Annotated in this window: 10 protein-coding genes and 2 pseudogenes; 4 read left to right on the top strand and 8 right to left on the bottom strand. The window is 71.1% G+C overall.

Going from position 1 to position 11,484, the window contains the following annotated elements:
• Positions 1-64: 64 nt before the first annotated feature.
• The 7 genes and pseudogenes from GT358_RS15760 to GT358_RS16885 form a co-directional block, all read right to left on the bottom strand.
• Positions 65-1,024: an ABC transporter substrate-binding protein gene (locus GT358_RS15760; protein WP_166583593.1), complete on the bottom strand. Its 960-nt coding sequence runs from the start codon at positions 1,022-1,024 to the stop codon at positions 65-67.
• Between the two features lie 60 nt (positions 1,025-1,084).
• A complete protein-coding gene (locus GT358_RS15755) occupies positions 1,085-2,038 on the bottom strand; it encodes an ABC transporter substrate-binding protein (protein WP_166583592.1) in 954 nt (317 codons plus the stop codon).
• A gap of 3 nt (positions 2,039-2,041) precedes the next feature.
• A complete protein-coding gene (locus GT358_RS15750; RefSeq protein ID WP_166583591.1) occupies positions 2,042-3,034 on the bottom strand; it encodes an ABC transporter substrate-binding protein in 993 nt (330 codons plus the stop codon).
• Between the two features lie 115 nt (positions 3,035-3,149).
• Positions 3,150-4,202, bottom strand: a complete 1,053-nt coding sequence (locus GT358_RS15745; protein ID WP_371416315.1) for a FecCD family ABC transporter permease — start codon at positions 4,200-4,202, stop codon at positions 3,150-3,152.
• Positions 4,199-5,224, bottom strand: coding sequence for an iron ABC transporter permease (locus GT358_RS15740; RefSeq protein WP_166583590.1), 1,026 nt, complete (start codon positions 5,222-5,224; stop codon positions 4,199-4,201). Before GT358_RS15740 ends, GT358_RS15745 begins: the two co-directional genes overlap by 4 nt.
• Complete coding sequence (locus GT358_RS15735; RefSeq protein ID WP_371416314.1) at positions 5,221-6,063, bottom strand: ABC transporter ATP-binding protein; 843 nt, start codon at positions 6,061-6,063, stop codon at positions 5,221-5,223. Before GT358_RS15735 ends, GT358_RS15740 begins: the two co-directional genes overlap by 4 nt.
• Positions 6,064-6,288: 225 nt before the next feature.
• Positions 6,289-6,514: pseudogene (locus GT358_RS16885) on the bottom strand (IS5/IS1182 family transposase); the annotation flags it as partial.
• A 254-nt stretch (positions 6,515-6,768) separates the two neighbouring features.
• On the opposite strand from GT358_RS16885, the gene GT358_RS15730 reads away from it, so the two are divergent.
• The 4 genes and pseudogenes from GT358_RS15730 to GT358_RS16920 all read left to right on the top strand — a co-directional run bounded on the left by GT358_RS15730 (position 6,769) and on the right by GT358_RS16920 (position 10,105).
• Positions 6,769-8,001 carry a GTP-binding protein gene (locus GT358_RS15730; RefSeq protein WP_243730939.1) on the top strand — a complete coding sequence of 411 codons (1,233 nt, stop codon included), beginning with the start codon at positions 6,769-6,771 and terminating at the stop codon, positions 7,999-8,001.
• 163 nt (positions 8,002-8,164) lie between these two features.
• Positions 8,165-9,184 (top strand): hypothetical protein, encoded by a 1,020-nt coding sequence (locus tag GT358_RS15725; protein ID WP_166583588.1) that lies wholly within the window; start codon positions 8,165-8,167, stop codon positions 9,182-9,184.
• A pseudogene (locus GT358_RS16925) lies at positions 9,124-9,357 on the top strand (DUF1826 domain-containing protein); the annotation flags it as partial. The gene GT358_RS15725 and the pseudogene GT358_RS16925, both read left to right, overlap by 61 nt.
• Positions 9,358-9,382: 25 nt before the next feature.
• Complete coding sequence (locus GT358_RS16920; protein WP_371416313.1) at positions 9,383-10,105, top strand: DUF1826 domain-containing protein; 723 nt, start codon at positions 9,383-9,385, stop codon at positions 10,103-10,105.
• On the opposite strand, the gene GT358_RS15715 is transcribed toward GT358_RS16920, so the two are convergent.
• Positions 10,061-11,248, bottom strand: coding sequence for a hypothetical protein (locus GT358_RS15715; protein ID WP_166583586.1), 1,188 nt, complete (start codon positions 11,246-11,248; stop codon positions 10,061-10,063). The two genes, GT358_RS16920 and GT358_RS15715, sit on opposite strands and share 45 nt — an antisense overlap.
• Positions 11,249-11,484 lie beyond the last annotated feature (236 nt).

Raw genomic sequence — 11,484 nt, 5'->3', positions numbered from 1 at the left:
TCCTGCGCCAGAGAGGGCGCGGCAGCCAGGACGAACGCTGCGGCAAGGATCGGTCGCATCGGGATCACTCCAGCGGGATCGGGGTTGTGGGATCGCCGTCGAGCGCGGCGTCGAGCATCGGCGCGAGACGGTCGAGCAGGAAGGGCAAAGACAGGAGCGATCCGTAGGACATCGCCCCATTCACCTCGCTGTCGAGCGACAGGAAGATCTCGCGGCCCTCGGCCGGTGCCCGCATGCCCTGCCGTCCGGCGAGCGCCATCACGTCCGGGTCGCCGGGCGCTTCGTACCAGACGACGAGATCGGCATCGAGTTCGGGCAGGATCTCCTCGGAGATCTGGAGGTAGAAGGCCCCCGGCGGAGAGATCTCCACGACCTTGGGATGCGGCTCGAGCCCGAGCTGCGCGAGGAACTGCACGGTGGGATCGCTCGCGGTGTAGAGGCCGACGGCACCGTCCCAGAAGGTCATCATGGCGAAGGTCCGGCCCCGCCAATCGGGATGCGCCTCGGCCAGGGCAGCGATCTGCTCCTCGATCTCCGCGATCCGGCGCGCTCCTTCGGCCTCGCGGCCCGTGGCCAGGGCGACCCTCTCGGCCCGGCCCCTCCAGTCGAGTTCGAAATCGCCCAGACCCGGCGCGGTCGCAACGACCGGAGCGATGGCCGAGAGGCGCGCGAAATCGGTCTCGGAGATGCCGGAGTTGACGGCGATGATGAGATCGGGGTCGGTCGCAGCGATGGCTTCGAAGTCGATCGGGTCGCCGATCATCACGGGTTCGGAGTCAACCAAGGGACGCGCCCACGGCCAGTAGCCGTCTTCGAAGGGCCCGAACCAGCTGCGCGCCGTCAGCGGCTGGAGACCGAGCGCCAGGAGGTTGTCGGCGCCGCCATAGTCCAGCGTGGCCACCCGCTCGGGCCGATCGGGAATCGTGACGGGCCCGAACTTGGTGTCGAGCGTCAGCGGGAAGTCCTGCGCAAGCGCCGGCAAGGCTGACGAAAGGGCAAGCGCGAGAGCAAGGGAAAGTCGCATCGTTCTGGGTCCATTCATTGCGCGAGGTCGGGATGAGGTGGTCGCGGCGGAGGGGTCTGGTCACTCGATGAACAGGTCGTCGCGCAGGCCGGGTCGGGACATCGCCGCGGCCAAGGCCTCCATGAAGGCTCGGGCCTTGCCCCAGGCGGCCCCGACCGTTTCGGTCCCGACGATCTCGACGATCTGGTCGGCTTCGGCGACAGGCAGCGCCTGCACCAGCGGATCGGCGAGGAAGGCCGCCATCGTGGCGCCGGCTCCCTCGCCATCGTAGGTCAGCACGAAGAGGAGGTCGCCCATGTGTTCCGGCAGGGCCTCGAAGCCCAGCTCATCCCCTTCGCCGGGCGCGAGCGCCTCCTGCGCCGGGACCCGCCTTATCCCCAGCAGGCGGAAGGCCAATCCGGCGGCCTGACCGCCTGTCTCGGGCCAGAAGCTGCGTCCGTCCTGCGGCGCGATGAACGAGGTGCTGACGCTCGTCAGCCGGCCGCCGATCCGGGAGCGGAGGGCCTCGGCCCGGGCCCGAAGATCGGCCCGGAGCCGCTCGGCCTCGGCACTGCGGCCGACGGCATCGGCGAGGTTCAGCAGGGCGACATCCAGCGGCTGGCCGAAGGGATCGAAGACGATGGTCGGCGCGATCGGGGAAAAGGCCTCGACCTGACCCTCCGGCCAGGGGGTCGCGATGATGAGGTCGGGAGCCAGGGCCGCCACGGCCTCGCGATCCGGGGCCTGATAGCTGCCGACATGGACCACGGTGGAGGTGTCGAAGCCCTCGGTCCGACGGAACAGGGGCGTGCCGTCGGCCGCGGCATGGCCGGCGCTGCCCACCGGGACGATGCCGAGCTCGAGGAGCGGCAGCAGCCCGTTCTGGTCCGACAGGGTGACGATCCGTTGCGGAGCGATAGGGATGCAGGTCTCGCCCGCCGGATGGCCGAACGGGCGCTGCCCTGACGGGCAGTCCAGCCCGAAGGCGGGGCCGGCGAAAATCAGGGCGAGGACCACAGGCAACGGACGCGGCATGGGTCAGTTCCCCGCCAGCCAGCCGCCGAAGGGATTGGGCACGGGCGGCGGCGCAAGGCCGAGGATCCGGTCGTAGATCTCGTCCAGCACGAGATGGGCGAAGGCCACGTTGTCGCGGATCCAGTGCTGCCCCTCGCCGGCGGGCGCGATCAGACGGCCCGCGGCCACGGGGGGAAGGCTCTGCCAGAGCGGGGAGGCCTTCAGCGCCTCCTCGACGGCGGCATCCCAGCCTGGCAGGACCACCAGCCAGTCCGCGGCGAGGTCGCCCAGCCGTTCGGTCGAAAGCGCATACCAGTAGGGCCGGTTCAAGGCGGCGGCCTCGTCCGGCGACAGGACCCCTTCGTGCATGGCAAAGCCCGCGGCCAGCATCTGCTGCGCACCGAAGTTCATCTCGGTAAAGACCTGGATCTGGCCCCCGCTGTCCATCATGCGCGCGATGGCGAAGCTGCCCGGATCCGGCCCGAGGCGTGCTCGCAGGTCCGCCAAACGTGCGTCGAAGGCGGCGAGCTGTTCGTCCGCCGCCGCTTCCTTGCCGAGGATGGCGGCGACGACCGTGTGGATCTCTCGCCAGCCGGGGGCCTGTCCTTCATAGTCGATGACCACGACCGGCGCGATGCGGTCGAGGCGCGCGTTCTCCTCCGGCCAGAAATCGCCCGACACGAACAGGTCCGGGGCTGCGGCGGCGATCGCCTCGAAGTCCGCCTCCGGCAGGCGGCCGATATCCACGGCGCCGGCGCGGTCGGCCTCGGAGAAGGCACCCGGATAGGCCGCCCGGAACTGATCGAGATAGATGTTCCAGGTCACACTCGGGGCGCCGAGGAGCCAGGCGTTCACGGCGGCGGCCTCGACCCAGGCGATGCGCGCCCCGACCGGCACGCAGGCGCCGCCGCCTTCGATCAGGGGATGCAGGACGGTCCGGGTGCCGTCGGGACAGTCCAGGGCGACCGCGGGAGCGACGCTTGCGGCGAGCACAAGCGAAGTCAGGAATGCACGCATCGGCAGATCCACGGTTTGTCGGGGAACGGGCCGGGCGCGCCGAGGGCTGGCTGGGCATCGGACTTTATTGTTTACTGTTTCAGTCGGATTTGCAAGAGCCTTCTCGGCGGCAGGGTCAAAGAGTGCGCCGGCTCTGACTGCGCAGGATCAGCAGCGCGAAGAGCGGCGACCCGACCAATGCGGTGACGAGGCCCGCGGGGATCTGCAGCGGGGCGAAGGCGGCCCGCCCGATCAGATCGGCGAGCCCCACCATCAGCGCGCCGGTCGCCGCCGACAGGACGAGGTGCAGCCCCGGCCCGGATCGGGCGAGGCGTTGCGCGACATGCGGCGCGACCAACCCGACGAAGCCGAGCGGCCCAACGGCCGAGACGGCCGCCGCGGCGAGCGCCACCGAAAGCAGCACGAGCAGAACCCGGGCCGGCTGCACCGCAAGGCCGAGTCCGGTGGCCACCTCGGGACCGAAACGCAGGGCCGAGATCGGCCGTCCCGCCCAGACCAGAGCCGGACAGAGGCCCAGCAGGACAAGCGCCAGCACCCGGACCTCGCCCCAGCCGGCCGCATGCAGGCTGCCCGCCAGCCAGCCGAGCGCGGCCTGCGCCGCCTCGAGCCGGCCATAGGTCAGCATCGCCCCGGTCACAGCCGAGACGAAGGCCGCGACCCCGATCCCCATCAGGACGAAGCGCAGCGTGGCACCGCCCGCGTCGCCGCGCGACAGCGACAGGATCAGCGCCGCCACGGCCATGGCGCCGCCGAAGGCGGCCACCGGGCGCAGGCCCGGCATCGCACCCGGCCAGAGCACGATCAGCGCCACCACCGCCAGCGCCGCCCCCTGACTGACCCCGACCAGCGAGGGATCGGCAAGCGGGTTGCGCGTGATCCCCTGCAGGATCGCCCCCGACAGGGCCAGCATGGCCCCGGTCAGCAGCGCGGCAAGAAGCCGCGGGAAGCGGAATTCCCAGACCACGGTCGATCCCATGCTTCCCGCCTCGGGCCGCGCCAGCAGCGCGGCGACCTCGGACCAGGCCAGTCCGTAGGATCCGGTCAGAAGGCTTGCCAGCGCCGTGGCGGCGATCGCCGCGCCCAGGAGCGCCAGCACGAGGAGCGGCCGCACCGGCGCCTCGAAGGCGATGGCCCCGCGCAGGGCCGCGACGCGCCAGACCGCGCTCACAGCCGCGCCCGCACCAGCCAGACGAAGACCGGCCCGCCTGCCAGCGCCGTGACAAGGCCTGTGGCGATCTCGAGCGGCGCAAGCGCCACGCGCGCCAGGATATCCACGCCCAGCAGGTAGATCGCCCCGATGACGGCCGAGACCGGAACGATGAGCCGGTAGTCGGCCCCGACGAAGAGCCGCGCCGCATGCGGGATGACCAGCCCGACAAAGCCCAGCGGCCCCGCCAGCGCCACCGAGGCCGCCGTCAGCGCCACCACGGCGGCCAGGGCCAGCGCCTTGAGCCGCGCGACATCCACCCCGAGCCCCGCCGCCACCTCCTCGCCCATGGCCAGCGCCGTCACCTGCCGGGCCAGCACGAAGGCCAGCGCCAGGCCGCCCGCGAACCACGGCAGGCCCCAGAGGAACACCTCCCAGGACCGGCCCGACAAGGTGCCGTTGAGCCAGACGCGCAGCGACTGGAAGCTCTGCTCGTCGAGCAGATGCGCCAGCGTGACGATGGCGCCGAGGAAAGCCGTCACCGCCGCGCCGGCAAGGATCAGCGACAGGGGCTGCACGCCCCCCGGCGCGGCGCCTGCGAGGCCCCAGACCAGTGCCGCCCCGCCCAGCGCGCCCAGCGCGGCGACGAGCGGCAACGCCGCGCTGCCCCCCGGCCCCTGCAGGGCCACCCACAGGACCACCGCGACGGAGGCGCCGGCCATCAGGCCCAGGAGCCCCGGTTCGGCCAGGGGGTTGCGCGTCACCCCCTGGATCAGCGCGCCGGCGACCGACAGGCTTGCCCCCACCGCAACGGCATAGACCGCGCGCGGCAGACGAAGGTCGCGGATCACCACATGGTCGAAGTTGCCGGGTTCGGGCGCGGTCAGCGCGGCCAGCACGGTTCCGAGCGGGATGGGCTTGGCCCCCACCGCGATGTGCCACAGGAAGACCAGCACCAGCAGGCCCAGAAGCAGCGGCGCACCCGCCAGCGCGGCGGCGCGGCGCCCGCCCGGTCCGGCATGGGTCGCGGCGTGGGCCGTCATTCGGCGGCCGTCGGAAGGCGCTGTAACGGATCGAATTGCCGCGCCGGGATACAGACGGGATAGCGGCCGCGCGGCGCGGGCAGGACATCCGCCGCAAGGCCGAAGACGCGGTCCAGGGTCTCGGGCGTCACCACCTCCCGCGGCGCGCCTTCGGCAAGGATCCGTCCCCCGGCCATCATCACGATCCGGTCGGCGAAGGCGGCAGCCATGTTGATCTCGTGCAGCACGACGACGACCGTTCGCCCCTCTTCATGGGCGATCCGGGACAGGAGCGTCAGGATGTCCACCTGCACCTTGAGGTCGAGAAAGGTCGTAGGCTCGTCGAGCAGCAGGATCGGCGTCTCCTGCGCCAGCGCCATGGCGATCCAGGCCCGCTGGCGCTGCCCGCCCGACAGGCCCTCTACCGGCGCCTCGGCCAGTTCCGCGAGGTTCGTCCGGTCCATGGCCACGGCCACGGCCGCCGTGTCGGCGGGCGACCATTGCCGCAACAGCGTTCGATGCGGAAAGCGCCCCTGCGCCACCAGCTCGCGGACCCGCAGTCCTTCCGGCGCGACCGGACCCTGCGGCAGGAGCGCCAACCGCCGCGCCACCTCCCGCGTCGGAAGAGCATGGATCGGCCGGCCGTCCAGTTCGACGGTTCCGGTGCTGGGTTTGATCACCCTCGCCAGTGTCTTGAGAAGCGTGGACTTGCCGCAACCGTTCGGGCCCACGAGGGCGGTCAGTCGCCCTTGCCGTGCGTGGAAGTTGACGCCGCGGACAATAGCTATCCTGCCATAGCCGGAGACAAGATCGCGGCAGGCAAGACTGGGCCCGGTCTCCAAGGGATTCGGTTCGCTCACGCCATGCCACACTTGATCGCAACCCGCTGGAGTCTGACTAATTTACTAGGGATAGAAATGCAAGGTGGTGTCTCGACAGGGCTCCGTTGCACAAGCGGCTGGTTGCCGAGGTTCCCCCTGCCATGACAGAGATGTTCCACGGCCTCCGCGAGGGGGATGCCGAGCGCTGTGAGGCCAATCGGGAATGAGCGGGCGAACGCCACCGGTCGGAGAGAGCCCTCGAATGACACGCACCTGGAACTCCGCACCCTGACGGTCGAGGGCCCGGGCGGACAGGCACTGCCCCAGCAGTTTCACATTGCGCATGTTGGCCTCTGCACGGCTTCTACGATGAGACCGGTTCCATCGTCGTCACGTGGTTCAACCGACGCGCTTCGATGTCCGGAGGATCTCGTTTCGTGACGACGGCACTCCGGGTGTCGGGCTGCCGGGGCCTGGCATTCGTGGAGGGTCGTGCTGATCGCCCGCGACGCGTAGACGCCGGAACGCGATGCGCTTCTCGGCCTGCTCGTCGCTCCCGCCGCCGGGGCCAGTGAGGCGGGCATGGGCGCGCCGGCCCCATCGTGATCGCCGCTGTCTTGGGGAGGCGGCCCCTCTGTTACCGCCCGACCGGCCGGTAGGATGGCCGCTCGGGCGCCGGGCCGGCAGCGACGGCTCCGGTCAGGGGCGATGGCTTGCCACCAGTCGGCGCACGGTGTAGGCGCCTTGTTACACTATAACATTTTCGAGGCCACCACGCCCGACCCGCGCCTTCCCGTCACCGTGCTCTCCGGCTTCCTCGGCGCCGGCAAGACGACGCTGCTGAACCATGTGCTCAACAACCAGGGGCGGCGGGTAGCGGTGATCGTCAACGACATGTCCGAGGTCAACATCGACGCCGACCTGATCCGCGAGGGCGCCGCGCTCAGCCGCACCGACGAGAAGCTGGTCGAGATGACCAACGGCTGCATCTGCTGCACCCTGCGCGACGACCTGTTGTCCGAGGTGCGCCGCCTCGCCGCCGAGGGGCGCTTCGACTACCTCCTGATCGAGAGCACGGGCATCGCCGAGCCCCTGCCCGTGGCCGCCACCTTCGACTTCCGCGACGAGGCCGGCGCCAGCCTGTCGGACGTGGCCCGCCTCGACACGATGGTGACGGTGGTCGATGCAGCGAACCTGCTGCGCGACTTCTCGAGCCACGACTTCCTGGCCGACCGGGGCGAGTCGCTCGGGCAGGGCGACACGCGCACGCTGGTCGACCTGCTGACCGACCAGATCGAATTCGCCGATGTTGTGATCCTGAACAAGGTCACCGATGCCGGGCCCGAACGCACGGACGCGGCGCGCCGGATCGTCAGGGCGCTCAACCCCAATGTCCGCCTGATCGAGACCGACTTCGCCCGGGTGGATCCGTCCGCGATCTTCGATACCGGGCTCTTCGACTTCGACCGGGCGCATCAGCATCCCTTGTGGGCCAAGGAACTCTACGGCTTCGCCGAGCACACCCCCGAGACCGAGGAATACGGCATCGCCTCCTTCGTCTATCGCGCGCGCCGGCCCTTCCACCCGCAGCGCATCCACGACGTGCTCAACGGCGATCTGCCCGGCACGATCCGCGCCAAGGGGCATTTCTGGATCGCCACGCGGCCCGACTGGGTGGCCGAGTTCAGCCTAGCGGGGGCGATCTCCTCGGTCGCGCCGCTGGGGCGCTGGTGGGCCGCGGTCCCGCGCGAGCGCTGGCCCACGCATCCCGGCGCGCTGGCCGAGGTGCGGGGCAAGTGGCTCGACCCCTGGGGCGACCGGCGGCAGGAACTGGTGTTCATCGGCGCGGGGCTGGATATCGCCGGCATCCGCGCCCGCCTCGATGCCGCGCTCGGCCCCGAGGACGACTTTACCCCCGAAGCCTGGGCGGGCCTGCCCGACCCCTTCCCGGCCTGGGGCCAGCGCAGCGCCGCCTGAGGAGCCTTGCCATGAAACACCTGCTGCCGACCGTCGCCCTGCTGCTGGCCGCCCCGGCGCTGGCGCACGACAGCGGCCCAGGCATGACGACGCGGCCCGTTACCGCCTGATCGTCGCCGATGCCGAGGCCGGGCGCGTCACCGTCGCCGATCCGGGCGAAGGGGTGCGCGCTGCCTTCGACCTGCCCTCCCCCGCGCGCCTCCACCTCGGCCCGGACGGGCGGCACGTCTGGGCGCTGAGCCGCGCGGCGGGCGCGGTGCGGCTGATCGACACGGGCCGCGTGACCGAGGACCACGGCGACCATGAGGCCGTCGTCCTGCACAGCCCTGCCCTGACCGATGCCGCGCTCTCGGGCGAGGTGCCGGTGCATTTCAACACCGGCGGCGGCCGGGCGGCGATCTTCTGGGACGGCACCGGAACGGCCACGCTGCACGACGCCGAGGGGCGCGCGACGCTGGCGGTCCTCGAGACCGGCAAGCCGCATCACGGCGTGGCCGTGCCGGTGGGCGCGGGGACCATCCTCACCGTCGCGCCCGAGGGCGAAGGGCTGCCCGATGCGCTGGCCCTCGTCGATGCCGAAGGCGCCGAGGTTCTGCGGATCGACTGCCTGAACCTGCATGGCGAGGGCAAGGCCGGACCCTTTATCGCCTTCGGCTGCGAGGACGGCGTGGCGATCTTCGACACCGCGGCCATCCCGCCCGCGGCGCGTTTCGTGCCCTATCCGGCCGATGCCCCGCAGGGCGGCATGATCCGCCAGCTCCTCAGCCCCCGCGCGACGCTCGCGCTCGTCGGCAACTTCGGCCCCGATCACCTCGTCGTCCTCGACCCAACGGCCGGGGACGGGGATTTCCGCTTCACGGCCCTTCCCGCGCCCCGCATGGCCTTCGCCCTGACCGGGACGGGCGAGGTCGGCTTTGCGATCCTGGCCGACGGGCGGCTTCTGCGCTTCTCGGCCCTGACCGGCGCGATCCTGGCCGAGGCGCCGGAGGTGACGGCGGCCTATGCGATGGACCGCAGCGTGATCCGCCCGATGATCGCGGTGGCGGGCGACCGCGTGGCGATCTCGGACCCCGCGCGCGGGGCGGTGGTGCTGGTCGATGCGGGCGACCTCGCGGTGATCGAGTGCATCGCGATCGGCGGGGCGCCGCGGCGGTCTGGCGGCGGGGGCTGCCCGAAGCGCTAGGCCCCTGGCTCGACGCGCTTCCGCCCGGACGGCTGCCGCGCTTCTGGGCGCGGCTTGGCGTGCCGCAGGTCGGCGCGGCGGTCGATGCGGCCTGCGGCATCGCGGGCCTCGCTCCGGGCGCGGAGCGGCGCGGGCTGGCCGCCGATCTCGGGGCGCTCGCCGTCGTCTTCGGCCGGCTGACGGGCACGGCGGCGGTCGATGTGCGGCTGGAGGCGATCGCCACCGATGCATGGCCGTCGCTTCCATGTCGATCGCGCGCGGGCGCGGCTTCTGTGCACCCTGCGCGGGCCGGGGACCGAGCTGGCCTTGCCCGCGCCGGACGGCACAGCGCGCCCCCTCGATCTGGCGCAGGGCGGCCGGGGGCAGATCGCAGCCCCAGAGGGACACCAGGATGACGGGGACATCGGCCCAGATGGCGCCGCGAACGCGATCCAGAACCTCCTGCACCCTGTTCGCCCGAAACCCGCGCAGGAGCCAAACCTCCGCCGCTCGGGCCTCGGCGCCATGGCGGCCGAGTCGCCAGATCCGCGACGCGATCTCGAAGGGTCCGGGCCCTGTCAGGCCGGACTGCGTCCTGATCTCGCGACAGAGCGCCGCGAGGTCGATATCGTGGTGCCGGACGCTCTGCGGGTCCTCGAGGCGAACGACCTCGCCCGTCTCGGGATCGACTTCGACGAGCCCGCCCTCGGGATCGGCGCAGATGACGGTGTCGCCCGTGTTCCCAAGGTCTGCCCGTTCGACCAGGATCCCCCGCGCGCAGCGACCGCAGGAGCCGCGGCTCGACGTCCTCCAGATCAGAGCCCGCAAGCGCAGGGATCGGGTGCCGGTCACTCAGCTGCAGCAGCAGTGCGGCGAGACGGGCGGCGTTTGCGGATGTCATGGTCTTCCAGCATGTCGAGGATCGGGCGCTCGTGGGAGTGATCGCGCATCGAGAGCGTCCGGGGCGGGCGGATGGTGACGGGGACGACGGTTTCGCTGCCGTCCACCTCGATGGTCATCGATCTTCGCGTGCACGATCCGCACATCCGCGATGTCGATCTCGGGGGCCACGCGGGCAAGCCGCGCGATGGCATCCTCCGTGTCCCGCAGCGTCATCGTCCATGGCGACCGGCGCAGACGACCGGCGGCGGTCCGCGCGGTTTCGTCGATCCGGATCTCGCGCAGCGCCACATGGGCGATGTCGCCCTCGGGATCGGGGCGGAACGCGAAGGGCGCGCCCGCCGCCTGCAGCGGGGCGAGGCTGTAGAGCTCCTCCGCGGCCGAGGCCTCGAAGATATCCGCATCGCCCATGACGTGCTCGCCGAAGATACGGGCGAGCTTCTTCGCATCGGGGACGGATTTGGAGCCTACGGCGATCGCGCCGCGCCGACGGTCGTATTCGAGGGTGGATTGCACGATCTCGTGGAACTTGACCGTGTCCTCGGCCCCGTCCCGGTCCACGTTCTTCGTCTCCGCCTTCGTCCCGTGCAGCACCAGGATGCGCAGCAGGTCGTCCTCGTCGAACCAGTGGACCTCGCAGAAATGCCCCTCGTAGCGCCCCGAGAACCAGACCCGGACGGCCTCCGCGAAGGCCGCCTGCACCTCCGGGGCGTCGTGCCGAAGCTCGGTGTCCGCGCATTCGGCATCGCGTTCCAGCTTGGACGAGTGGGCGAGGAAGGCTGCGGCCCCGAGCGCGCGGTCGAAGACAGGACGGTGGTCGAGATAGGCCGCGAGGGCGATGAACCGCGGCGTGAACCGTCGGTCGTCCGTCTCGCCCTCGCGGCGGAGGCCCGCCAGCAGGTCGACGCCCGCTTCGGCGGCGATTTCCTGGACGATCCGCGCCCCGGCCTCGGTGGCCAGCGTCGAGATGTTGTAGAGCGCAAACTGCAGCTTCGCGGGAAACCGGCGGTCGGCGCGTGCGAAGAGATCGAAGATCTGCTTGCGCCTCTCGGTCTCGTCCTCCGGCAGGCCATCCCAGTCGAGGCCGATCTGCGGAAGATGGGGATCGAGCAACCGGCGCAGCAGCTCGAGGTCCACCGTCCGGGAAAAGGCGCGGTCGACGAAGTTCCTGATCCTCCTGGTCATGCATGCTCCTTCCGGTTCCGGAACGCTCGCAACCGACCGTGCACATGGCCGCATTCCGACGATCCGATGATGGCTTGCAGAAAGAGTGCGCGCGCGGGACCGGAGAAAGCGGCCCTACTGTCCTCGGGGCAAGCGCCACATATGTTCCGATTATGTTCTAACCGATCGCGCAACCGGGAGTCGAGTCTCCGGGAGCGTCGTTCGCGCTGCATCGTCCACCGTGGGACGGTTCGTGG

This window comes from Rubellimicrobium sp. CFH 75288, assembly GCF_009904055.1.
Lineage (GTDB): Bacteria > Pseudomonadota > Alphaproteobacteria > Rhodobacterales > Rhodobacteraceae > Rubellimicrobium.
The sequence above is the reverse complement of the archived record's forward strand: the minus strand, read 5'-3'. Positions and strand labels throughout refer to the sequence as shown.

Bases quoted from the DNA above. Each gene is read 5' to 3' on its own strand.
- GT358_RS15760 (WP_166583593.1), bottom strand. From the start codon at position 1,024: ATGCGACTTTCCCTTGCTCTCGCGCTTGCCCTTTCGTCAGCCTTGCCG.
- GT358_RS15755 (WP_166583592.1), bottom strand. From the start codon at position 2,038: ATGCCGCGTCCGTTGCCTGTGGTCCTCGCCCTGATTTTCGCCGGCCCC.
- GT358_RS15750 (WP_166583591.1), bottom strand. From the start codon at position 3,034: ATGCGTGCATTCCTGACTTCGCTTGTGCTCGCCGCAAGCGTCGCTCCC.
- GT358_RS15740 (WP_166583590.1), bottom strand. From the start codon at position 5,224: ATGACGGCCCACGCCGCGACCCATGCCGGACCGGGCGGGCGCCGCGCC.
- GT358_RS16920 (WP_371416313.1), top strand. From the start codon at position 9,383: ATGTGCGGCTGGAGGCGATCGCCACCGATGCATGGCCGTCGCTTCCAT.
- GT358_RS15715 (WP_166583586.1), bottom strand. From the start codon at position 11,248: ATGACCAGGAGGATCAGGAACTTCGTCGACCGCGCCTTTTCCCGGACG.